Annotated in this window: 26 protein-coding genes and 1 tRNA gene; 13 read left to right on the top strand and 14 right to left on the bottom strand. The window is 72.5% G+C overall.

Annotation, left to right across the window (positions count from 1 at the left end; genetic code table 11):
* Positions 1–47 precede the first annotated feature (47 nt).
* Together ABD140_RS32140 and ABD140_RS32135 are read left to right on the top strand one after the other, a co-directional pair.
* The gene (locus ABD140_RS32140) at positions 48–932 is read left to right on the top strand and encodes a CE1 family esterase (RefSeq protein WP_344245253.1); all 885 of its coding nucleotides are present in this window, start codon (positions 48–50) and stop codon (positions 930–932) included.
* 57 nt (positions 933–989) lie between these two features.
* Complete coding sequence (locus ABD140_RS32135) at positions 990–2,168, top strand: amino acid deaminase/aldolase (RefSeq protein WP_344245251.1); 1,179 nt, start codon at positions 990–992, stop codon at positions 2,166–2,168.
* A 27-nt stretch (positions 2,169–2,195) separates the two neighbouring features.
* On the opposite strand, the gene ABD140_RS32130 is transcribed toward ABD140_RS32135, so the two are convergent.
* Positions 2,196–2,501 (bottom strand): DUF3618 domain-containing protein, encoded by a 306-nt coding sequence (locus ABD140_RS32130; RefSeq protein ID WP_344245249.1) that lies wholly within the window; start codon positions 2,499–2,501, stop codon positions 2,196–2,198.
* Positions 2,502–2,619: 118 nt separating this feature from the next.
* Between ABD140_RS32130 and bcp the strand changes: the two genes are divergently transcribed.
* The 6 genes from bcp to ABD140_RS32100 all read left to right on the top strand — a co-directional run bounded on the left by bcp (position 2,620) and on the right by ABD140_RS32100 (position 7,096).
* On the top strand, positions 2,620–3,087 hold the full coding sequence (gene bcp, locus ABD140_RS32125; protein WP_344245247.1) for a thioredoxin-dependent thiol peroxidase: 468 nt from the start codon (positions 2,620–2,622) through the stop codon (positions 3,085–3,087).
* Between the two features lie 27 nt (positions 3,088–3,114).
* Positions 3,115–3,189: transfer RNA gene (locus ABD140_RS32120), tRNA-Leu, on the top strand.
* Positions 3,190–3,353: 164 nt separating this feature from the next.
* Complete coding sequence (locus tag ABD140_RS32115; RefSeq protein ID WP_344245245.1) at positions 3,354–4,208, top strand: MEDS domain-containing protein; 855 nt, start codon at positions 3,354–3,356, stop codon at positions 4,206–4,208.
* Positions 4,208–5,128 (top strand): anti-sigma factor RsbA family regulatory protein, encoded by a 921-nt coding sequence (locus tag ABD140_RS32110; protein WP_344245243.1) that lies wholly within the window; start codon positions 4,208–4,210, stop codon positions 5,126–5,128. Before ABD140_RS32115 ends, ABD140_RS32110 begins: the two co-directional genes overlap by 1 nt.
* 145 nt (positions 5,129–5,273) lie before the next feature.
* Entirely contained in the window at positions 5,274–6,170 is an 897-nt protein-coding gene (locus ABD140_RS32105) for an MEDS domain-containing protein (protein WP_344245241.1), read from the top strand.
* Positions 6,167–7,096 (top strand): anti-sigma factor RsbA family regulatory protein, encoded by a 930-nt coding sequence (locus ABD140_RS32100; RefSeq protein ID WP_344245239.1) that lies wholly within the window; start codon positions 6,167–6,169, stop codon positions 7,094–7,096. Before ABD140_RS32105 ends, ABD140_RS32100 begins: the two co-directional genes overlap by 4 nt.
* Positions 7,097–7,251: 155 nt before the next feature.
* Here ABD140_RS32100 and rdgB read toward each other — a convergent pair whose 3' ends face one another.
* The 10 genes from rdgB to clpS form a co-directional block, all read right to left on the bottom strand.
* Positions 7,252–7,866, bottom strand: coding sequence for an RdgB/HAM1 family non-canonical purine NTP pyrophosphatase (rdgB, locus tag ABD140_RS32095; protein WP_344245237.1), 615 nt, complete (start codon positions 7,864–7,866; stop codon positions 7,252–7,254).
* Entirely contained in the window at positions 7,863–8,582 is a 720-nt protein-coding gene (gene rph / locus ABD140_RS32090; protein WP_344245235.1) for a ribonuclease PH, read from the bottom strand. Before rph ends, rdgB begins: the two co-directional genes overlap by 4 nt.
* A gap of 21 nt (positions 8,583–8,603) precedes the next feature.
* Positions 8,604–9,350 carry an MBL fold metallo-hydrolase gene (locus tag ABD140_RS32085; RefSeq protein WP_344245233.1) on the bottom strand — a complete coding sequence of 249 codons (747 nt, stop codon included), beginning with the start codon at positions 9,348–9,350 and terminating at the stop codon, positions 8,604–8,606.
* A gap of 25 nt (positions 9,351–9,375) precedes the next feature.
* Positions 9,376–10,197, bottom strand: coding sequence for a glutamate racemase (gene murI, locus ABD140_RS32080; RefSeq protein ID WP_344245231.1), 822 nt, complete (start codon positions 10,195–10,197; stop codon positions 9,376–9,378).
* A 60-nt stretch (positions 10,198–10,257) separates the two neighbouring features.
* Positions 10,258–11,067 carry a thioesterase family protein gene (locus ABD140_RS32075; RefSeq protein WP_344245229.1) on the bottom strand — a complete coding sequence of 270 codons (810 nt, stop codon included), beginning with the start codon at positions 11,065–11,067 and terminating at the stop codon, positions 10,258–10,260.
* Between the two features lie 160 nt (positions 11,068–11,227).
* Positions 11,228–12,175, bottom strand: a complete 948-nt coding sequence (locus tag ABD140_RS32070; RefSeq protein ID WP_344245227.1) for a PLP-dependent cysteine synthase family protein — start codon at positions 12,173–12,175, stop codon at positions 11,228–11,230.
* 3 nt (positions 12,176–12,178) lie between these two features.
* Positions 12,179–12,451: a MoaD/ThiS family protein gene (locus ABD140_RS32065; protein ID WP_106397775.1), complete on the bottom strand. Its 273-nt coding sequence runs from the start codon at positions 12,449–12,451 to the stop codon at positions 12,179–12,181.
* 131 nt (positions 12,452–12,582) lie between these two features.
* Positions 12,583–13,005, bottom strand: a complete 423-nt coding sequence (locus tag ABD140_RS32060; RefSeq protein WP_344245223.1) for a M67 family metallopeptidase — start codon at positions 13,003–13,005, stop codon at positions 12,583–12,585.
* Between the two features lie 61 nt (positions 13,006–13,066).
* Positions 13,067–13,597 carry a DUF2017 domain-containing protein gene (locus ABD140_RS32055; RefSeq protein ID WP_344245221.1) on the bottom strand — a complete coding sequence of 177 codons (531 nt, stop codon included), beginning with the start codon at positions 13,595–13,597 and terminating at the stop codon, positions 13,067–13,069.
* The gene (clpS, locus tag ABD140_RS32050) at positions 13,598–13,888 is read right to left on the bottom strand and encodes an ATP-dependent Clp protease adapter ClpS (protein WP_344245219.1); all 291 of its coding nucleotides are present in this window, start codon (positions 13,886–13,888) and stop codon (positions 13,598–13,600) included.
* An 80-nt stretch (positions 13,889–13,968) separates the two neighbouring features.
* Here clpS and ABD140_RS32045 point away from each other — a divergent pair, with 80 nt between their 5' ends.
* Positions 13,969–15,279 carry a nicotinate phosphoribosyltransferase gene (locus ABD140_RS32045; protein ID WP_344245275.1) on the top strand — a complete coding sequence of 437 codons (1,311 nt, stop codon included), beginning with the start codon at positions 13,969–13,971 and terminating at the stop codon, positions 15,277–15,279.
* 31 nt (positions 15,280–15,310) lie between these two features.
* Entirely contained in the window at positions 15,311–15,889 is a 579-nt protein-coding gene (locus tag ABD140_RS32040) for an isochorismatase family protein (protein WP_344245217.1), read from the top strand.
* 9 nt (positions 15,890–15,898) lie between these two features.
* Here ABD140_RS32040 and ABD140_RS32035 read toward each other — a convergent pair whose 3' ends face one another.
* The 3 genes from ABD140_RS32035 to ABD140_RS32025 all read right to left on the bottom strand — a co-directional run bounded on the left by ABD140_RS32035 (position 15,899) and on the right by ABD140_RS32025 (position 18,948).
* A complete protein-coding gene (locus ABD140_RS32035) occupies positions 15,899–17,632 on the bottom strand; it encodes a DEAD/DEAH box helicase (RefSeq protein ID WP_344245273.1) in 1,734 nt (577 codons plus the stop codon).
* Between the two features lie 83 nt (positions 17,633–17,715).
* On the bottom strand, positions 17,716–18,507 hold the full coding sequence (locus ABD140_RS32030) for a hypothetical protein (protein ID WP_344245215.1): 792 nt from the start codon (positions 18,505–18,507) through the stop codon (positions 17,716–17,718).
* A 45-nt stretch (positions 18,508–18,552) separates the two neighbouring features.
* Positions 18,553–18,948, bottom strand: a complete 396-nt coding sequence (locus ABD140_RS32025; protein WP_344245213.1) for a hypothetical protein — start codon at positions 18,946–18,948, stop codon at positions 18,553–18,555.
* 10 nt (positions 18,949–18,958) lie between these two features.
* Here ABD140_RS32025 and ABD140_RS32020 point away from each other — a divergent pair, with 10 nt between their 5' ends.
* The 3 genes from ABD140_RS32020 to ABD140_RS32010 all read left to right on the top strand — a co-directional run bounded on the left by ABD140_RS32020 (position 18,959) and on the right by ABD140_RS32010 (position 20,336).
* On the top strand, positions 18,959–19,351 hold the full coding sequence (locus ABD140_RS32020) for a hypothetical protein (RefSeq protein WP_344245211.1): 393 nt from the start codon (positions 18,959–18,961) through the stop codon (positions 19,349–19,351).
* Positions 19,352–19,465: 114 nt separating this feature from the next.
* Positions 19,466–20,050 carry a YqgE/AlgH family protein gene (locus tag ABD140_RS32015; RefSeq protein WP_344245209.1) on the top strand — a complete coding sequence of 195 codons (585 nt, stop codon included), beginning with the start codon at positions 19,466–19,468 and terminating at the stop codon, positions 20,048–20,050.
* A 49-nt stretch (positions 20,051–20,099) separates the two neighbouring features.
* Complete coding sequence (locus ABD140_RS32010) at positions 20,100–20,336, top strand: DUF3039 domain-containing protein (protein WP_425544171.1); 237 nt, start codon at positions 20,100–20,102, stop codon at positions 20,334–20,336.
* Positions 20,337–20,390: the final 54 nt, after the last annotated feature.

Genomic DNA, 20,390 nt, shown 5'->3' with positions numbered 1-20,390 from the left:
GGGAACGCCGCGTTTGGGGTCGGACGCGGACGCCTACATTCAAGGGCATGCGTCGACTTCTGGCCCTTTTGCTCGCTTTCGTACTGCTCGGTGCGTGCCAGGCCTCCGCGCCCGGGAAGGACGGCGCCCCCGGGCCTTCCGCCACCGGGACGGCGCCCCGCCCGGCCGAGCGGGACGGCGTCCCCACCGCGGCGGGCACCCACAGGCTCAAGCTGGAGGTCGGCACGCCCGGCCACCGCGAGTACCGGCTGCGCGTGCCCCCGGCGCTGCGCTCCTCGGCCGGGCCGCTGCCGCTGGTGCTGGCCGTCCACGGGGGCGCCTCCAACGCCGAGAAGTTCCAGGAGCTCAGCGGCTTCGACGAGGTGGCGGACGAGAAGGGCTTCCTGGTCGCCTATCCCGAGGGCTTCGCCTTCAGCTGGAACGCCGGCCCCTGCTGCGGCCCGGCCAAGCTCGCCCGCGTCGACGACGTCGGCTTCCTGGAGAAGCTGATCGACCGGCTCGTCGAGGCGAAGGTCGCCGATCCGGAGCGGGTGTACGTCTCGGGCTTCTCCAACGGGGGCGGCATGGCCTACCGCATGGCCTGCGAGGGGCCGGGCAGGGTCAGGGCGATCGGGGTGGTCTCGGCCTCCCTGGTCATCGACTGCGATCCCGGCCGCCCGGTCTCGGCGATGATCGTCCACGGGAGGGCCGACCGGTCGGTGCCCTACGAGGGCGGCGGGCGGCGCGACTTCAACGACGACCGGCCCTTCGCCCCGGTCTCCCGCGCGGTCGCCTTCTGGCGCGAGGCGGCCGGGGTCCGGGCCCTGCGCCGGGAGGGCGCCTGCCGGACGGGCGAGGGCAGGGCCGTGGTGCGCTTCTGCCCGCACGGCGGGGGCCACGTCTGGCCCGAGGGGACGGCGGCGCGGCTCTGGGCGTTCTTCTCCTCGGTGTAGCCGGAAAGACAGACGCGAATACTTTTCATGTTTCACTTTTTATGGGAAAGTGGACACATGGATCTCAAGGCGCGTTATGACTTCGCGACCGCGGAGCTCGACCCCCCGTTCGCGATCGTCGACCTGGCGGCCTTCCGCGCCAACGCCGCGGCCCTGGTGCGCCGGGCCGGGGGCAAGCCGATCCGGGTGGCCAGCAAGTCCGTCCGGGTCCGCGCCCTGCTGGAGGAGGTCCTGGCCCTGGACGGCTTCGCCGGGATCATGGCCTTCACCCTGCCCGAGGCCCTCTGGCTGGCCGGGCACCGCACCAGCGACGACATCCTCGTGGCCTACCCCACCGTCGACCGCGCCGCGCTGCGCCGCCTCGTCCGCGACGAGCACGCCGCCCGCACCGTCACCCTCATGGTCGACTGCGCCGAGCACCTGGACCTCATCCCGGCCGACGGGCACCCCGTGCGGGTCTGCCTCGACATGGACGCCGCCTACCCGGTGCTGGGCGGCCGGGTGAAGGTCGGCGCGCGCCGCTCCCCCCTGGCCACCCCCGAGCAGGCCGCCGCCTTCGCCGAGGAGGTCGTCAAGCGGCCGCACCTGCGGCTGGTCGGGCTGATGGGCTACGAGTCGCAGATCGCCGGCGTGGGCGACGCCCCCGCCGGCAGGCCCGCCATGGGCCTGGCCGTCAAGGCGATGCGCGCCCGCTCCCGGGTGGAGCTGGCCCGGCGGCGCGGCGAGGTCGTGCGGGCCGTGCGCGAGGTGGCCGACCTGGAGTTCGTCAACGGCGGCGGCACCGGCAGCCTGGAGTGGACCTCGGCGGAGCGGGCGGTCACCGAGGTCGCCGCCGGGTCCGGCCTGTTCCAGCCGCACCTGTTCGACAACTACAGCATGTTCAAGGCCACGCCCGCCGCGCTGTTCGCGCTGCCCGTCGTGCGGGTGCCCGGCCCGGGCACCGTCACCTGCCTGGGCGGCGGCTACCTCGCCTCGGGCCCGGCCGACGCGCTGCGCCTGCCCCAGCCCTACCTGCCGGCCGGGCTGGGGTACACCGGCACCGAGGGCGCCGGGGAGGTGCAGACGCCGCTCGTCGGGCCGGGCACCGCCGGGCTGGGGGTCGGCGACCGCGTCTGGTTCCGGCACACCAAGGCCGGCGAGCTGTGCGAGCGCTTCGACGCCGTGCACCTGGTCCTCGGCGAGGGCGTCGAGAGCACCGTCCCCACCTACCGGGGCGAGGGGAAGACCTTCCTGTAGGCCTGTAGGCCTACAGGCCCCGGAGGCTCAGCCCCGGCCGCTCCGCCGGGCGCGCAGCACCAGCAGGACGACGCCCGCCAGCACGACACCGCCGACGATGAGCGCGCGCTTGCGCTGCTCCTCGGTGAGCGGCGAGCCCTCGGCGTCGCCGGGCGAGACGATCGCGCCGACCGTCGCGGCCACCTGGTGCAGCTCCTCGCGCACCCGGTCGCCGGTGCGGTGGACGACGTTGCTCGGGCTGACCCGGTCGGCGATCGCGTCGATGTTGCGCGCGAGGGCCTCGAGTTCGCCCTCGATCTCCTGCTCGATCCGGTCCGGATCCCTGTCGGCCATCCCGCGTCCTTCGTCGTAGTTACCGGTGGGCGATCAGTCTTGCAGGTCATCGCCGCCCCCAGGGAGGCGAGTGCCGGTAAGTTTGTCCCTTCCACCACCCGCCGCGAAAGGATGCCAGGTGACAGACCGTCTCGAGCCCGGCGACGAGGCCCCCGACTTCACGCTCACCGACGCCGACGGCGAGCCCTTCACGCTGTCGTCGCTGCGCGGCGCGAAGGTCCTCCTCTACTTCTACCCCGCGGCGATGACCCCCGGGTGCACCAAGGAGTCCGTGGACTTCGAGCAGTCGCTGGCCGAGCTGGAGGCGGCCGGGGTGAAGGTGGTCGGCGTCTCCCCCGACGCCCCCGCCAAGCTCGTGAAGTTCCGCGAGCGCGACAAGCTGACCTTCCCCCTGCTGTCGGACCCCGAGCGCGCGGTGCTGCAGGCGTACGCCGCCTACGGCGAGAAGAAGCTCTACGGGAAGGTCACCGTGGGCGTCATCCGCTCCACCTTCCTCATCGACGAGGAGGGCAGGATCGAGAAGGCCTACTACAACGTGCGGGCGACCGGGCATGTGGCCCGTCTCCGCAAGGAGCTGGGCCTGTAGCCCGCTGGTAAGGTCGTAGCCGCGCACGGGGCCGTAGCCCAATTCGGCAGAGGCCGGCGGTTTAGGTCCGTCGTGTTGTGGGTTCAAATCCCACCGGCCCTACATAAAAGGGACAGCCCACCGGCTGTCCCTTTTTCGTGCCGCGGCATCCGCCCCTCCCCCCTTCCGGCGCGCGCCGAGTCGTTATATGAAAAAAGCGGCGGCCCCACCGGGCTCCGCCGACGTAGATTGGACGGGTCCGCACCCGTCGGGAGGCCCGAGCAGCCATGTACGTCCGGAGATCGGTCAGGGATCTTCTCCCGGGCGACCATGCCTGGCTCCCGTTCTGCTGCCCCGACGAGCAGGGCCACGTCATCGGCTCGTGGATCGCCCAGGGGCTGCGCATCCGCGACAAGGTCGTCTACGTGACCGACGCCGAGCACTGGGAGCTGCCCGGCCTGTACGGCCACGACCTGAGCCCCGCGGTCCGGGCGGGCCTGCTCACCCTGCTCCCGGTCGGCGAGGCCTGCCTGACCGGCGGGATGTTCGACCCGGAGAAGATGCTCCAGACCGTCGCCGACGAGATCGCCAAGGCCGAGGAGCAGGAGTTCCGCGGCATCCGGATCACCGCCGAGACGTCGTGGGCGCTGGACCAGCCGTTCGGCGACACCCGCCTCATGGTCTGCGAGCGCGAGCTCGCCGAGCGCGTCGGGCCGAGCGTGTCGGTCACCGCCATCTGCCAGACCGACGTGCGCCGCTGCTCGCCCGCCCAGTTCGACCTGCTCGCCGAGCAGCACGAGGTGCGGGTGGTGCCCGACCCCGACTTCGACGACCCGGTCCTCAGCATCACCCGCACCTACCGGCCGCCCGGCCTGCGGTTGTGCGGCGAACTCGACGCCGCCCGGCACACCCACTTCGTCGAGGCGCTGAACTCCCTGCCGTCCCAGGAGGAGGCGATCCACCTCGATCTCTCCGAATTGGACTTTCTCAGCCTCAGCGCGCTGCGGACAATGGTCGAATACACGCGGAGGCGCGGATCGCGCGGTGCCGTCGTGCTGCACCGGGTGCCGCCCGAGGTGCGCTCCACGCTGGAGGTGGTCGGGATGCACCGGCTGCCGGGGATCCGACTGGATGAGGACTGATGGCCCTGACCCATGTGGCACTTCCCTACGACGCGGACGAGGATTTCCTGGAAGGCGCCTTCCCCTTCCTGGACGAGGGTCTGGAACGTGACGAGACGGTCCTGGCCGTCACCTGCGAGCACAAGACGGGGCTGCTCCGCGAGAAGTTCGGCGCCCAGGTGCGCTACGTCCCCCCGGCGGCCTTCTACGAGCACCCGGCACGGGTCGTCTCGCGGGTCCTGCACCAGATGGAGACGGCGGCCGAACGCGGGAGGCGGGTGCGGCTGCTGGCCGAGCCCGACTGGAAGGGCCGCGCCGACTGGGAGACCGTGGAGTGGCTGCGGCTGGAGGCCCTGGTCAACGTGGCGCTGGCCCGCACGGACGGCTCCATCATGTGCCCCTACCACGCGTCCCTGCCGCGCCCCGTCCTGGACGGCGCGCGGCACACCCACCCCCTGCTCGCCCGCGACGGCCTCCCCCGGGACAACCCCGCCTACCTGGACCCCGCCGTCTTCAGCGCGATGTGCGACCCGCCGCTGCCGCCCGCACCCGGGCACGCGCTCGAGATGCCGCTGCGCTCGGCGGACCTGCGCGAGCCGCGCGCGCTGATCACGGTGTACGCGCACCGCTACGGGCTGGCCGGGCACCGGCTGCACCAGCTGCTGGTCGCACTCACCGAGGTGGCGACCAACGCGCTCAGCCACGGCGAGCCGCCCGTCCTGCTGCGGGTGTGGGAGGAGCGCGACGCGCTGCTGTGCGAGGTCAGCGACCGCGGGCACTGGTGCCCCTCGGAACGGCACGGGCCGGGCTGGCTGCCGCCCGGGACCGCCGGCTCCCCCCGGCTGGGGCTGTGGGCGGTGCGCATGCTGTGCGGCCGGGTCCAGGTCAGAACCGGAGTGGAAGGGACACGGATACGCCTGCACACGCCTTTCCGCGCATGAAATGCATGTGCAGCTGCATTAGCCATGATATTTCTCCTCCACATGCCGAGAGTTCCCGCCACGCGACGCCGCCCGGCGTACGCTTGACGGAGCAAGAAAAGGAACACCTTCCCCGCACGCGACGACGCACAGGTCAGGACGGAGCATGGTCAGCTGGTTCACGCAGCGCGCGGTCGGTGATCTCCGGCCCGGCGATCACGCGTGGCTGGCGTACTCCCATCCCGACGAACAGCGGCGCGTGCTCGGTGACTTCGTCTACGCGGGCCTCGAGGCGGGCGAGAAGGTGATCTGCGTCGCCGACACCACGGCGCGCGACCTGCCCGGGCTGCTGTCGCTGCACCACATCGACGCCACGCCCTTCGCCGAACTCGGCCACCTGACGGTGATCCCCTGGCGGGAGGCCTGCGTCCACGACGGGCACGGCCGCCCCGACGCGCTCTCCCGCACCCTGGAGCAGGAGATCTCCCGGGCCCTCGACCAGCGGTTCCGCCGCGTCCGCATCACCGCGGACATGACCTGGGCGGCGGGCGTCCCCGGAGGTGACAGCTTCATGCTCGACTGCGACTGCGAGGTCGAGGTCCTGGTGGGACCCAGCACCCTGACCACCGCCATCTGCCAGGTGGACCGGCGCCGCTGCGCACCCGAGGCGCTCTCCGCCCTCCAGAACCACCACGAGGTACTCGTCGAAGTGAACCCCGAATACGACGACGGCGTGCTGCGCATGACCCGTACGTACGCCCCCTACGGCCTGCGCCTCGAGGGCGAGATCGACGGGGCGCGCCACCACGCCCTCACCCGCACCCTCGCCTCGGTGAGCGACCCGCGCGACCGGGCCGCCCAGCGGATCCACCTCGAACTGGCGAACCTGCGGTTCATGGACCTGGTCTCGCTGAACCTCCTGGGCTCCCACGCCCGGCGCCTCACCCGGGGCCACGGCCTCGTTCTGGACAACCCCTCACCCGAACTGGAGAGCGTGATCGAGATGGTGGGCTTCCATCGGCTTCCGGGCATCGTCAAGGGCCTGGGTTGGAGGCGCTCATGAGCACCGCGCTGCTGCACCAGGCCCTGCTGCACGGCGGCACCGAGGAGTTCCTCGACGCGGCGGTGCCCTTCCTGCACGAGGGCCTGGCCGCCCGGGACCGCATCCTCGCCGTGGTCCCGCACGACCGCCAGGAGGCGCTGCGGGACGTCCTGGGCCGGGACCGCAAGGAGATCGAGTTCCACGACGCGACCGCCTTCTACCGGCACCCGGTCCGCACCATCGCCGCCTACAACGACGTCCTGCGCCAGGCCGGCCCCCGCCGGGTGCGCGCGCTGGCCGAGCTGGACTGGAGCGGCCCCGCCCAGGCGTGGGAGCAGCGCGAGTGGGGCCGGTACGAGTCGCTGGTGAACGCGGTGTTCGGGCCCTCGAACGCGCAGGTCATCTGCTCCTACGACCGCACGCTGGCCCCGCCCCCGGTCGTCGAGGAGGCACGCCGCACCCATCCCGACCTCTTCGAGGGCGGCCACTACCCGGCCTACAACGACCGGTACGTGCGGCCGGAGCGCTACGGCGCCGACTGCGACCGGCTTCCGCTGCCCGAGGTGCCCGCCGAGGCCGAGCGCCTCGCCCTCACCTCGCTGGACCTGGCGCCGCTGCGCGCGTTCCTGGCCGAGCGGGGACGGCGGATGGGGCTGCCCGACGACAAGGCGGGCTCCCTGTCCATGGCGGTCACCGAGATCGCCACCAACGCGGTGCTCCACGGCACCCCGCCGATCGAGTTCCGCATCTGGTGCCAGGGCCGCGTCCTGCACTGCGAGGTCGCCGACGTCGGCCTGTGGCGCCCCGACGGCCTGGCCGGCTTCCTGCCGCCCGAGTCCGCCATCGCCGGCGGCTTCGGCCTGTGGAGCGCCCGCATGCTCGTCGACCTCCTGGAGATCCGCGCCGGCCACCACGGCACCCGCGTCCAGCTCCGCATGGTCTGCTGACCCCGCCCCGGCCGCACCGGGCCCGCCGGGCCTTCGGCACGGGCTCGACCCCGGACACGCCGGACGCGGACGGCCCACCCGGGCCTTCGGCACGGGCTCGTGCCCGGCTCCGTGGCGCGCTGAACGGAGCGCGGACGGCCGCGGCGGTGCTCAGATCAGGGGTCGGTGAGGGTGGTGAGGTAGGCGGCGAGGGCGCGGAAGGCGCGGCCTCGGTGGCTGATCTCGGACTTCTCACGGGGAGTGAGTTCGGCGGTGGTGCGGCCCGAGCCGGCGACCTCGAAGACGGGGTCGTAGCCGAAGCCTCCGGTGCCGCGCGGGGCGGTGATGATGCGGCCGTCCATGCGGCCCTCCACCACGTGCTCGCGGCCGTCGGGGTGGGCGATGGCGGCCGCGCAGACGAAGTGGGCGCCGCGCTCGGGCTCGGCGACGTCGGCGAGCTGGTCGAGCACCAGCTCCAGGTTGGCGCGGTCCCGGCCTCCGGGGTGCTCGGCGCCGAAGCGGCCCGACCAGCGCGCCGAGAGCACGCCCGGCATGCCGTTCAGGGCGTCCACGCACAGGCCCGAGTCGTCGGAGACCGCGGCCAGGCCGGTGTGCGCGGCGATCGCCCGGGCCTTGAGCAGGGCGTTGCCGACGAAGGTCAGCTCGGTCTCGGGCACCTCGGGGGCGTCGGGGAACTCCGCCAGGCCCACCACCTCGTAGCCGGTGAGCAGGTCCCGCAGCTCGGTGACCTTCCCGGGGTTGCGCGTGGCCAGCACCAGCCGGCGGCTCATCGGGCCAGCGCCTCCTTCTGCATCATGGTGAGGTCGACGCAGCCCAGCTGGGCCAGGTCGAGCAGCTCGTTCAGCTGCTCGCGGGAGAAGGGCACGCCCTCGGCGGTGCCCTGCACCTCGATGAGCCTGCCGTCGCCGGTGCACACCACGTTCATGTCGGTGTCGGCGACGACGTCCTCCTCGTAGCAGAGGTCGAGCCGCGACTCGCCGGCCACCACGCCGACGCTGACCGCGCACACCGAGCCGATGAGCGGGTCGCCCTTGGTCATCCTGCGGTCGCGCATCCAGGTGACGGCGTCGGCGAGCGCCACGTAGGCGCCGGTGATGGCGGCGGTGCGGGTGCCGCCGTCCGCCTGCAGCACGTCGCAGTCGATGGTGACGGTGCTGCCGGCGAAGGCCTTGAAGTCCACGCACGCCCGCAGGGAGCGCCCGATCAACCGGGAGATCTCCTGGGTGCGCCCGCCGAGCTTGCCGCGCACCGACTCCCGGTCGTTGCGGGTGTTGGTGGCGCGCGGCAGCATCGCGTACTCGGCGGTCAGCCAGCCCAGGCCGCTGTCGCGCCGCCAGCGCGGGACCGTGTCCTGTACCGAGGCCGCGCACAGGACGCGGGTGCCGCCGAACTCCACCAGCACGGAGCCCTCCGCGTGGTCGAGCCAGCCTCGCTGGATACGGACATGTCGGAGCTGGTCGTTCACGCGACCGTCGGGGCGAGCCATGGGGCCAGCCTACCGGTGCGGCTACAGCCGATAGACGGTCCCGCTGCGGGCCAGGTCGATCGGCCCGCCGTACCCGCCGGTCTTGGCCTCCACGAGCGACTTCTCCTCGTCGTTCCACGGCACCAGGTGGGTCAGCACCAGCCGCCCGACCTGTGCCCGCTCGGCGTACTCCGCCGCCTCCTTCGCGGTCAGATGCAGGTCGGGCGGGTTGTCGCCCTCCAGGAAGGACGCCTCGCACAGGAACAGGTCGGCGCCCTCGGCCAGGTCCACCAGGGTGTCGGTCAGCCCGGTGTCGCCCGAGTAGGCCAGCGTGCCGCCGCCCGCCGAGGTGATGCGGAAGCCGTAGGACTCGATGACGTGGTTGACCGGCTCGCAGAGGATCTCGAACGGGCCCGCCTCGAACTTGCGGGTCAGCGGGGTGAAGTCGAAGGTGTCGGTCATGCCCGGATCGAGTTCGAGGTCGTAGGCCTCGGCCATCCGCGTCGCCGACTCCGTGGGCCCGAAGACCGGGATCTTCGGCTTGGTGCCGTGCGGGCAGTACTTGCGGGCCACGTAGTAGCCGCACAGGTCCATGCAGTGGTCGGCGTGCAGATGGGAGATCGCGATCGCGTCGATGTCGTACAGGTCGTGATGGCGCTGCAGGGCTCCCAGCGCGCCGTTGCCGAAGTCGAGGAGGAGGGAGTAGCCGTCCTCCTCGAGGAGATAACAGGAGGCGGGGCTGTCCGGCCCCGGGAAGCTGCCGGAGCAGCCGATCACAGTCACCCGCACGGGGAGCTCCTCTACTTACTGTGGTTCATGGGGTGAGACGGAACACGCTGGTGTCCGAAGGGGACTCGACGTAGCCGAGTACCGGTCCGAGGAAGCGGCGTCCGATCGTGCGGAACACCTCGGGGTCACCGGTCGCGCGGAACCGGTGGACGGGTGGGGAGGCGGCCTCCGCGCGGGCCAGACCCCGGTCGTGCAGCAGTCTGTAGACGTCCTTGGCGGTCTCGTCGGCGCTGGAGACCAGGGTGACCCCGTCCCCGACGACGTAGGAGAGGACCCCGGTCAGCAGCGGGTAGTGCGTGCAGCCCAGGATGAGGGTGTCGCACTCGGCCTCGATGATCGGCTTCAGGTACTCGCGCGCCACGTCGAGCAGCTCGTCGCTCATCGTGACGCCGCTCTCCACGAACTCCACGAACCGCGGGCAGGCCGCGCTGGTGAGCTCGATGTGCGGGGCGATGGCGAAGGCGTCGTCGTAGGCGCGGCTGGTCACCGTGGCGCGGGTCGCGATGAGCCCGACCCTGCCGTTGCGGGTGGCGGCGACCGCGCGCCGCGCCGCGGGGAAGATCACCTCGACGACGGGCACGTCGTAGCGTTCCCGCGCGTCGCGCAGCATCGCCGAGCTGGCGCTGTTGCAGGCGATCACGAGCATCTTCACGCCTTCTTTGACCAGCTGGTCGAGCATCTCCAGGGCGTACCCGCGGACCTCGGCGATCGGCCGCGGCCCGTACGGCTGACGCGCCGAGTCGCCCAGGTAGAGGATCGGCTCCCCGGGCAATTGGTCCAGCACGGCCCGGGCCACCGTGAGTCCGCCGAAGCCGCTGTCGAAGATCCCGATAGGCGCGTCTGACATGACGTCCAAGGCTATGCGAAGACGTCGTCACACATTGTGTGACGCTCGATACATCGAACATTACTTACGAGTACGTGCGGCTCGTGCGAGCTGCCTGCTCTGTGCGACCAGATTTCCGGCGGCATCCCAGATCTCCACGTTCTCATCGGACCACCCGTCGTTCACCATCCGCCCCGTGCCGTGCACGGCGAGCCAGCCGGGCGCGGGCAGCGCCCGCAGATGCCAGGTGAGCTCGACCGTGGGCGACCAGCCGGGGAAACCGGCGTTCGTCACCACAGGTATCAGAGCGTCGATGGCCAGCGCCAGGACATACGGGTCCGGGTCGTCCCCGTCCTGCAGCCGGACGTGGGCGCGCATCTCCGGCCGCCCCGTGAAGTCGCCGTCCAGCCAGCCCATCACCGCCGGGTCGAACCGCATGTCCACCTGGGCGGGGAAGCCCTTCTTGGGCCGCGCGCGGCCGGGCGGGGGGCAGTCCTCGGGCGCGGGCATCGGCGGCTGCTCGCCCACGTAGGCGGGCTTGGCGTCGGGGTCGAGCGTGCCCGTGGTCACCAGCGCGTCCAGCAGCGGCTCGCCCCCCTGCACCAGCGAGGCGCGCAGCATCGACGCCGTCCTGCCCTCCCGGCGCCGCTCGACGACCACCTCGGCCGGGCCCGGCAGACCCGGACGCAGGAAGCTCACCGCGGTGGAGACGGGGTGCTCGTGCTCGGACTCGGCGACCGCCGCGCGCATCAGGACCGCCATGAGGTAGCCCCCGTTGAGCACCACGGGACCGCCCGGCTTCGTCTCGAACCCGAAGGCGTCGCCCAGCTCGGCGCGGTAGCGCCCCTCCCCCAGCGGGGAGACCGCGGTCGTCTCACTGAATGTCGTCATCCGCCCACCTCACAGCCCACCGAACAACGTTCGGCGGCAGCCTACCGATCCCGGCGCGGACGGCGGACCGGCGGGGACGGGTGCGGCACGGAACGGGCGGAACGGGCGGGGGACGCGGGCCCGCCGGTCCGGGGACGGCCCCGGGACCGGCGAGGCGGCGTCAGGCCCAGAGCTGGCCTTCGAGGGCGGCCTCGGCCTCTTCCAGGGTGCCCTCGTAGGCGCCCGTGGAAAGGTACTTCCAGCCGCCGTCGGCGACCGGGAAGGCGATGTCGGCGCGCTCCCCGGCCTTGACCGCCTTGGCGGCCATGCCCAGGGCGGCGTGCAGCGACGCGCCCGTGGAGATCCCGGCGAAGATGCCCTCCTGCTCCAGCAGCTGGCGGGTGCGGCGCAGCGCGTCACCGGAGGTGACCGAGAAGCGGGTGGTCAGGACGCTCGGGTCGTACAGCTCGGGCACGAAGCCCTCGTCGATGTTGCGCAGCCCGTAGACGAGGTCGCCGTACCGGGGCTCGGCCGCGACGATCTTGACTCCGGGCACGTGCTCGCGCAGGAACCGGCCGGTGCCCATCAGGGTGCCGGTGGTGCCCAGGCCCGCCACGAAGTGCGTGATCGTGGGCAGGTCCGCCAGCAGCTCCGGGCCGGTCGTCTCGTAGTGCGCCAGCGCGTTGGCCGCGTTGCCGTACTGGTAGAGCATGACCCAGTCGGGGTTCTCGGCGGCCAGGCCCTTGGCCACCCGCACCGCCTCGTTGGAGCCGCCCGCCGCGGGCGAGGGGATGATCTCCGCTCCCCACATCCGCAGCAGCTGGCGGCGCTCCTCGGAGGTGTTCTCGGGCATCACGCAGATGATCCGGTAGCCCTTGAGCTTGGCGGCCATCGCCAGCGAGATCCCGGTGTTGCCCGAGGTGGGCTCCAGGATGGTGCAGCCGGGGGTGAGCACGCCGTCCTTCTCGGCCTGCTGGACCATCCACAGCGCCGGCCGGTCCTTGATGGAGCCGGTCGGGTTGCGGTCCTCCAGCTTGGCCCAGAGCCGGACCTCGGGGGACGGCGACAGGCGGGGCAGGCCCACCAGCGGGGTCCGCCCCACCGAGTCCAGCAGGGAGTCGTAGCGCACGGCTCAGCCGCCGGCGACGGCGGGGAGCACGGTGACGGTGTCGCCGTCGGACACCTCGGTGTCCAGGCCGCCCAGGAAGCGCACGTCCTCGTCGTTGAGGTAGACGTTGACGAACCGGCGCAGGCCCTTGTCGTCGACCAGGCGGTCGCGAAGGCCCGGGTGGCGGGCGTCCAGGTCGCCGATCAGCTCGGCCAGGTTGGCGCCCTTGCCCTCGACGGCCTTGGCGCCGTCGGTGAGGTTGCGCAGAATCGTCGGGATCCGGACCTCGATCGCCATCTTGCGTGATCTCCATTCAAAAAGTCGTTACGGCTCGGGACGGGCGTCACCGACAGTCGTAGACGACCTCGGCACGCGAGTGGGAGAAGAGGAAACTCTGGACCATGACTCCGAGTTTACCCGGGTTCGGGTCACACGGACTCGTAGGCCTCCACCACCCTCACCTCTTCCTCGGTGACGACACCGTCCACGATCCGGTACGAACGAAACTCGGTCTCATTCTCTTCCCGGGTGGAGACCAGGACGTAGTGGGCGTTCGGCTCCGCGGCGTAGGACACGTCGGTCCGCGAGGGGTAGGCCTCGGTCGCGGTGTGCGAGTGGTAGACGACCACCGGCTCCTCGTCCCGGTCGTCCATCTCCCGCCACACCTTCAGCTGCTCCAGCGAGTCGAAGCGGTAGAAGGTCGGCGAGCGCTCGGCGTTCTCCATGGGGACGAAGCGCTCGGGGCGGTCGCTGCCGATCGGCCCCGCCACCACGCCGCAGGCCTCGTCGGGGTGGTCGGCACGGGCGTGCGCCGTGATCTGGTCGACGATCTCCTGGGTGATGGTCAGCATGGGCCGCATATTACCCAGAGGGAATTTTCCGCCGGGAGGGCCGGTCGGCCCGGCGCCCCCGTCAGCCCCACAGGCAGTGCACCAGGCCGTCCTGGAGCTGGGTCAGCCAGTCGTAGGTGACGATCATGGCGTACTCGGGGTCGTCCCGGTCCAGGTCGCGGAACCGGTCGTGGTCGTCCTCGCCCAGTTCCAGGCGGGTGCCCAGGGCCAGCCGCAGGTCGTTGAGCACCCGCAGCCAGGCCTGCGCCCGCTCGGGGTCCAAGGTCACCTCGCCGCCCTCGCCCAGGCTGCGCAGGACCAGGTCGGAGTCGCGCTCCTTGCCCTCGCGCAGCGAGGCCTCGGTGTAGCGGCGGAACTCCCCGGACGCCGCGCCGTCCTCGCGGTAGCCGTCGGGGAACAGCCGGGCCAGCACCGGGTCGGCGGGCGCCTCGGTGTTCTCGGAGATGCCCAGCTCGGCCAGGCCCGGATCGCCCTTGGGCAGCTCGCCCAGCAGCTGGCGCAGCTGGCCGATGAGGTTGGCCAGGACCGCCTTCTCCGCGCGGTCCAGCGACATGCGGACGCCCGCGGGGCTCCTTCGGAAACCGCCGCTCATCTAGTCGTCCCGCTTCACTGTCGCCCACAGCCCGTAGGAGTGGAGCACCTCGACATTGCGTTCCATCTCCTCCCTGGTGCCGGAGTCGACCACGGCCCTCCCCTTGTGGTGCACGTCGAGCATGAGCTTCTCGGCTTTCTCCCTGGCGAACCCGAAGACCGTCTGGAAGACGTAGGTGACGTACGACATCAGGTTGATCGGGTCGTTCCACACGATGGTCAGCCACGGGAGATCAGGACGGGTCTCCTCGTCCGCACCGACCCTCTCGGCGGTCATGGGTGCGCTGGTCATCGGATTCTCCCTCCCTCGTTCTCGAACCTACCGGGCGCGTCGCCGCGAACACCCCTACCCGTAGTCTGCGGAGGGTGGACATGCCAGAGGCGGTGCGCGGCGCGGGCACGGCGCTGCTCACTGATCATTATGAACTCACCATGCTCCAGGCGGCCCTGCGCGACGGCACCGCGGCGCGGCACGCCGTCTTCGAGGTGTTCGCCCGGCGGCTGCCGCAGGGGCGCAGGTACGGCGTGACGGCCGGCACCGGGCGGTTCCTGGACGCGCTGGAGCGCTTCCGGTTCGGCGCGGACGAGCTGGACTTCCTCACGCGGAGCGGCGTCGTCGACGACGCCACCGCGGCCTGGCTGGAGCGCTTCCGGTTCGGCGGCGACGTGTGGGGCTACGCCGAGGGCGACTGCTACTTCCCCGGCTCCCCCATCCTCCGGGTGGAGGGCACGTTCGCCGAGACGGTCCTGCTGGAGACCCTGGCGCTGTCCGTCTTCAACCACGACTGCGCGATCGCCGCCGCGGCCTCCCGCATGGTCCAGGCCGCCGGGGGCCGCCCGCTGATCGAGATGGGCTCGCGCCGCACCCATGAGGGCGCGGCGGTGGCGGCCGCGCGCGTCGCCCATCTCTGCGGTTTCGCCACGACCTCCAACCTGGAGGCCGGCCGGACCTACGGCGTGCCCACCGCCGGGACCGCCGCCCACGCCTTCACCCTCCTGCACGACGACGAGCGGGCGGCGTTCCGCTCCCAGCTCTCGGCCTCCGGCACGGACACCACGCTCCTGGTCGACACCTACGACGTGGCCGAGGCCGTGCGCACCGCCGTGGAACTGGCCGGGCCTGGGCTGGGCGCGGTCCGCATCGACAGCGGCGACCTGCGCGCGGTCGCCGAGGAGGCGCGCCGCCAGCTCGACGGCCTCGGCGCCCGCGGCACCCGCGTCGTGGTGACCGGCGACCTCGACGAGTACGCCATCGCCGCCCTGGCCGCCGCCCCCTGCGACGCCTACGGCGTGGGCACGTCCCTGGTCACCGGCTCCGGGGCGCCCACCGCCTCCCTGGTCTACAAGCTGGTGGCCCGCGAGGACGCCTCAGGCGATCTCGTCCCGGTCGCCAAGTCCTCTCCCGGCAAGTCCGGTACGGGCGGGCGCAAGCACGCCCACCGACGGTTCCAGGACGGCGTCGCCGTGGCCGAGCTCGTCTCCACCGACGCGCCCGCCCCCGAGCCCGGCACCGAGGACCGCCCCCTCCAGGTCCCCCTGGTCACCGCCGGCCGCGTCGTCGGCCGCGAGCCCCTGGAGGCCGCCCGCGAACGCCACCGGCGCGCCCTGGCCGAACTCCCCCCCGCCGCCCTCCACCTCACCAAGGGCGATCCGGCGCTTCCCACCCTGACCGGACAGAGTTAATCTCTCATTGAGCATGTGAAGAGGAGGAGCCATGACCCGTGCGTTGATCATCGTGGACGTCCAGAACGACTTCTGCGAGGGAGGGTCGCTGGCCGTGGGCGGCGGGTCGGGCGTCGCCGCGGCCATCTCCGCGCACCTGGCCGGGCACCGCGACGCGTACGCCCACGTGGTGGCCACCCGCGACTGCCACGTGGACCCGGGCGGCCACTTCGCCGAGGAGCCGGACTACACCGACTCCTGGCCGCCGCACTGCGTCAGCGGCACCCGCGGCGCGGAGTTCCACTCCGACCTGGCGCTCGACGCCGTCGAGGCGGTCTTCGACAAGGGCCACCGGGCCGCCGCCTACAGCGGCTTCGAGGGCGCCACCGAAGAGGGCGCGTCCCTGGCGGAGTGGCTGCGGGCCCGCGGCGTCACCGGGGTCGACGTCGTCGGCATCGCCACCGACCACTGCGTCCGCGCCACCGCCCTGGACGCCAGGGCCGCGGGCCTGGACACCACCGTGCTCCTCGGCCTCACCGCGGGCGTCGCCCCCGCCACCACCGACCGCGCCCTGGACGAGCTGCGCGAGGCCGGGGTCGCCCTGGAGGGCGAGCCCGTCCTGGTCTCCTGACCGCGGGGCTCAGGCCCGCCGGGAGGCCCACTCCCTGATCTTCTCGATGCGGCGCTTGATCTCGGTGGCGCTGGCCTGGGGCACGGCGGGGCCGCCGCAGGAGCGGCGGAGCTCGGTGTGGACGACGCCGTGGGGCTTGCCGGTGCGGTGGCTCCAGGCGCCGACGAGGCTGTTGAGCTCGGTGCGCAGGGCGTGCAGGTCCTCGGCCGCGGTGACGGGCCGCTCCGTCTCGGACTCCCCGCCGGCGCGCTTGCGCTGGTTGGCGAGCTGGCTGGCCTGGCGCTGGCGCAGCAGCTGCGCGACCTGCTCGGGCTCCAGCAGGCCGGGGATGCCCAGGAAGTCCTCCTCCTCGGCCGAGCCCGGGGCCGCCTGCAGGCCGAACTCGCCGCCGTCGAACAGCACGCGGTCGAAGGTCGCGCTGGCCTCCATCGTCTCGAAGGGGATCTCCTCCGACAGGTCCGCGCCGTCGTTCTTGCGGTTGGCCTGCTCCAGCGCCTCGTCGTCCAGGCCGTCCTGCTCGCGCTGCTTACGGTCCAGGACGTGGTCGCGCTCGCGCTCCATCTCGGCGGCGTGACCCATTAGCAGGGGCACGCTGGGCAGGAACACCGACGCCGTCTCGCCGCGCTTGCGCGCGCGCACGAAGCGCCCGATGGCCTGGGCGAAGAACAGCGGCGTGGCGGTCGAGGTGGCGTAGACGCCGACGGCCAGGCGCGGGATGTCCACGCCCTCGGAGACCATGCGGACCGCGCACAGCCAGCGGTCCTCCGAGTCGGCGAACTGCTGGATCTTCTTGCTGGCCTTGGGGTCGTCGGACAGCACGATGGTGGCGCCCTGCCCGGTGATGCCGCGGATCATCTTGGCGTAGGCGCGGGCCGCCTCGTGGTCGGTGGCGATGACCATCGCCCCGGCGTCCGGCATCGCCTTGCGGATCTCGGTGAGGCGCTTGTCGGCGGCCTGGATGACCTGGCGGATCCAGTCGCCCTTGGGGTCGAGCGCCGCGCGCCAGGCCTGGGACGTCTGGTCCTGGGTGAGCGGCTGGCCGAGCGTGGCGGTCAGCTCGTCGCCCGCGCGGGTGCGCCAGCGCATCTCCCCGGCGTAGGCCATGAACATGACCGGGCGCACGACGCCGTCGGCCAGCGCCGGGCCGTACCCGTAGGTGTAGTCGGCGCGGCTGCGGCGGATGCCGTCGTGCCCCTCCTCGTAGTCGACGAACGGGATGGGGTTGATGTCGGTGCGGAACGGCGTGCCCGAGAGGGAGAGCCTGCGGGTGGCCGGCTCGAACGACTCGCGCACCGCGTCGCCCCACGACAGGCCGTCGCCGGCGTGGTGGACCTCGTCCATGATGATGAGGGTCTTGCGCGCCTCGGTGCGGTTGCGGTGCAGCGCCGGGCGGGCCGCGACGGTGGCGTAGGTGACGGCGACGCCGTGGAAGTCCTTGGCGGTCTTGCCCTGGGCGTTGGTGAACTCCGGGTCGATCCTGATGCCGACGCGGGTGGCGGACTCGGCCCACTGGCGCTTGAGGTGCTCGGTCGGGCAGACGACGGTGATCCCCTGGATCACGCGGCGGTCGAGCAGCTCGCGGGCGAGGCGCAGCGCGAAGGTGGTCTTGCCCGCGCCGGGCGTGGCGACCGTCAGGAAATCCCGCCGCGGCTCTTGGAAGTAGAGTTCCAGCGCCTGCTGCTGCCAGGCGCGCAGCGATCCGGCGGTTCCCCAGGCGGCCCGCTCGGGGAAGGCGGGTGGCATGTCGGGGGCGGCAAAGGTACTCACGATCCCGACAGGCTACCGAGCCCCACCGACAGGACACGCCCGGGACGCGGTGGGCGCCGTCACGTTCGGGTGCGCTCGCGCGAGGGGAAGGACTCCGTCCTGCGCCCCGGCCACAGCAGCGCGTACCAGGCCAGGACGCCTCCCGTGACCGCCGCGCCCGCGCCCGTGTAAGCGAACGCGGGACTGATTCCGGTCATCGGAAGCGTCTGCGGCCGCGGTTGCCTCCGCGTGTCCCCGGCCACGACATTCCGCCTCTTCTTCGCCTTCTTCACGACCTCCTCCCGCACCCGCCCCTCCGCGGCGCTCTTGCGCGCGGTGCCGGAGACGGCGCCCTTGGGCGCGGGCGGTGCCGCGTCGTGCGCCTGCCGCCGGGACGCGGGCGGCGGGGGCGTGCCGGGAGCCGTCCCCGGCGCGGTCCCGGCGTCGGGCTCCGCGGCCGAAGGCTCCGCGGCCGGGGTCCCGCTCTCGCCCGCGGAAGGCGCGGGACGCGGCTCCCCGGCGGCGGGGGTGCCGCCCTTGGGCTCCGGCGCGGCCGGAGCGGAGGCGGCCGGAGCGGAGGCGGCCGCGGAGCAGTCGGCGGTGCGCCTCGCCGAGGCCGCGGACTCCCCGGTGGTGTGGACGGCGATGACGGTGGGGCGGTCCTCGGCGAGGCGGACGCGGCTGATCACGGTGGTGCCGGCCGGGACCAGCTCGGTGCGCTGGACCTCGCCCGCGACGCGCAGGGCGTAGCGCTCGTCGGCGGCGCCGGTGTTGGCGATGGTGACGGCCACGATCCGCGTCGGGCACCTCACCTCGCCGAAGGTCACCTCCAGGTCGGCGGGCGGCGCGGCCAGCAGCATCTCCCCGAACAACGGTCCCCCTCCCGCGGTGTGATCACATGATCACAGCGGGTGAACCTACCCCCGTTCGGCCCTGCCGAACACGTTCTCCCGGCGGCGCGGCCACAGGCCGCCCCACCACAGGATGATCGCGCCGGTGATCATCGCGGCGACGCCGGTCGCGATCCGCGCGACCATCACCGTGTCGTCGGCGCCGGTGTGCGGCAGCCGCTCGGCGGCGTCCGGGCCCGCCGGACCGTCGCCGGCCGCGGCCTTGCGGCAGTTCAGCCGGTAGGCGCGGGACTTCACCGGCTCGCCGTCCCGGGTGACCCGCACGACCACCCGCTCGTCCTCGGTGAGCGTCACCCAGGACGTCCGGGAGGCGTTCGGGCCGAGCTGGTCGGCGAGCACGAGCGAGCCGTCGCGGGTGATGGCGTACCCCTGGCCGGTCCCCGTGTCGTTGGTGACCTGCACGCTGATCTTCTTGGCGGGGCAGTCGACCCGTCCGAAGGCGACCGTCAGCGAGCGCGCGGGCGGCGCGGTGGTCTTGGTGGGCGCGGGCGGCGGCGTGGACGGGCTCGGCGGGGGCGTGGACGGCTTCGGAGTCGCCGTCCGGCTGGGCGTCGGGGTCGCCGTCGGGGGCGGGGTCCTGGTCGCCGTGGGCGAGGCGCTCCGTGTCGCCGTCGGGCTCTCCGCCGGAGTGGAGGCCGCCGGCGGCGTCCCCGTCGGCGTCGGCTCCCCCGTGGAGGCGGCGTCCGAAGTGTCGTTCCCGCCGGTGAAGGCGGGAATCACGATCAGCGCCCCGATCACGAAGAAGATCGCTGCAATGATCACCCTGACCGGCTGCATCCCCGCGCCTCCCGAGAGCATCGCTTGATCGTTTCTTTACCCCTCATTGTGGCGGTTACGCCCCGGTTCGGTGGGCGCAACGCCGCGTCCGTTCTCCGAACGGCGTGCCGCAGGCCCCTGGAGACAGGCGATGATGGAGGCCATGCGGGAACAGGAGGACGTCATCCGGCCCGGCCGGCTCTTGGTCGCCACGCCGGTCCTGGAGGACCCCAACTTCCGGCGGAGCGTGGTCCTGGTGGTCGACCACGACCCCGAGGAGGCGACGCTGGGGGTGGTGCTGAACCGGCCCACCGAGGTCGCGGTCGGGCAGATCCTGCCGGGCTGGGCGGAGCTGGCCGACCGTCCTGACGTGGTGTTCCAGGGCGGACCGGTGGGTCTGGACAGCGCGCTGGCGCTGGCCCGCCTGCCCGGCACCGGCGAGCCGCTCGGCTGGCGGGCGCTGGAGGGCGTGCCCGCCCTGGCGCGGGTCGGGCTGGTCGACCTGGACGGCCCGCCGGAGGCCCTGGCCGAGGAGTTCGCGGGCTTCCGGGTCTTCGCCGGGTACGCCGGCTGGGGTGCTGACCAGCTCCGGTCAGAGCTCGCCGAGGGCACCTGGTACGTGCTCGCCGCCGAGCCGGAGGACGTCTTCACCGCCGATCCCGAGCGGCTCTGGCAGGCGGTCCTGCGCAGGCAGGGCGGCGACCTGGCCTTCGTCGCGACGTATCCCGAGGATCCGTCACTAAACTGAACGGATGAGCGATCCGACTTACGAGCCCGGCCAGGGCGGCACGGGAACGATGATCAAGCCGGACACCGATGTCCGTCCGGACCTCTCGCACGGTGACGGCGACCATGAACGCTTCGCGCACTACGTGAAGAAGGCCAAGATCACCGAGAGCGCGCTGACCGGCACCCCGGTGATCGCGCTGTGCGGCAAGGTCTGGGTGCCCAACCGGGACCCCAAGAAGTTCCCGGTCTGCCCCGAATGCAAGGAGATCTACGAGGGCATGGCCCCCGGCGGCTCCGAGGAGTAAACGTTTGGCCGCGCACCGCACCGCCGCATTCGTGATCATGTAGTCTGCCTGCGA

The organism is Actinocorallia libanotica (assembly GCF_039525175.1).
Classification (GTDB): domain Bacteria; phylum Actinomycetota; class Actinomycetes; order Streptosporangiales; family Streptosporangiaceae; genus Actinocorallia; species Actinocorallia libanotica.
The sequence above is the reverse complement of the archived record's forward strand: the minus strand, read 5'-3'. Positions and strand labels throughout refer to the sequence as shown.

Excerpts from the sequence above, each read along its gene's own strand:
- ABD140_RS32060 (WP_344245223.1), bottom strand. The coding sequence starts at position 13,005 with ATGCTGACCATCACCCAGGAGATCGTCGACCAGATCACGGCGCACGCC.
- ABD140_RS32110 (WP_344245243.1), top strand. The coding sequence starts at position 4,208 with ATGGCCCTGACCCATGTGGCACTTCCCTACGACGCGGACGAGGATTTC.
- ABD140_RS32135 (WP_344245251.1), top strand. The coding sequence starts at position 990 with ATGGATCTCAAGGCGCGTTATGACTTCGCGACCGCGGAGCTCGACCCC.
- ABD140_RS32100 (WP_344245239.1), top strand. The coding sequence starts at position 6,167 with ATGAGCACCGCGCTGCTGCACCAGGCCCTGCTGCACGGCGGCACCGAG.
- ABD140_RS32055 (WP_344245221.1), bottom strand. The coding sequence starts at position 13,597 with ATGAGCGGCGGTTTCCGAAGGAGCCCCGCGGGCGTCCGCATGTCGCTG.
- ABD140_RS32105 (WP_344245241.1), top strand. The coding sequence starts at position 5,274 with ATGGTCAGCTGGTTCACGCAGCGCGCGGTCGGTGATCTCCGGCCCGGC.
- ABD140_RS32065 (WP_106397775.1), bottom strand. The coding sequence starts at position 12,451 with ATGGCGATCGAGGTCCGGATCCCGACGATTCTGCGCAACCTCACCGAC.
- murI (WP_344245231.1), bottom strand. The coding sequence starts at position 10,197 with ATGTCAGACGCGCCTATCGGGATCTTCGACAGCGGCTTCGGCGGACTC.
- ABD140_RS32035 (WP_344245273.1), bottom strand. The coding sequence starts at position 17,632 with ATGCCACCCGCCTTCCCCGAGCGGGCCGCCTGGGGAACCGCCGGATCG.
- clpS (WP_344245219.1), bottom strand. The coding sequence starts at position 13,888 with ATGACCAGCGCACCCATGACCGCCGAGAGGGTCGGTGCGGACGAGGAG.
- ABD140_RS32140 (WP_344245253.1), top strand. The coding sequence starts at position 48 with ATGCGTCGACTTCTGGCCCTTTTGCTCGCTTTCGTACTGCTCGGTGCG.
- ABD140_RS32045 (WP_344245275.1), top strand. The coding sequence starts at position 13,969 with ATGCCAGAGGCGGTGCGCGGCGCGGGCACGGCGCTGCTCACTGATCAT.
- ABD140_RS32010 (WP_425544171.1), top strand. The coding sequence starts at position 20,100 with ATGATCAAGCCGGACACCGATGTCCGTCCGGACCTCTCGCACGGTGAC.
- ABD140_RS32130 (WP_344245249.1), bottom strand. The coding sequence starts at position 2,501 with ATGGCCGACAGGGATCCGGACCGGATCGAGCAGGAGATCGAGGGCGAA.
- ABD140_RS32115 (WP_344245245.1), top strand. The coding sequence starts at position 3,354 with ATGTACGTCCGGAGATCGGTCAGGGATCTTCTCCCGGGCGACCATGCC.
- rph (WP_344245235.1), bottom strand. The coding sequence starts at position 8,582 with ATGGCTCGCCCCGACGGTCGCGTGAACGACCAGCTCCGACATGTCCGT.
- ABD140_RS32040 (WP_344245217.1), top strand. The coding sequence starts at position 15,311 with ATGACCCGTGCGTTGATCATCGTGGACGTCCAGAACGACTTCTGCGAG.
- rdgB (WP_344245237.1), bottom strand. The coding sequence starts at position 7,866 with ATGAGCCGCCGGCTGGTGCTGGCCACGCGCAACCCCGGGAAGGTCACC.
- ABD140_RS32015 (WP_344245209.1), top strand. The coding sequence starts at position 19,466 with ATGCGGGAACAGGAGGACGTCATCCGGCCCGGCCGGCTCTTGGTCGCC.
- ABD140_RS32075 (WP_344245229.1), bottom strand. The coding sequence starts at position 11,067 with ATGACGACATTCAGTGAGACGACCGCGGTCTCCCCGCTGGGGGAGGGG.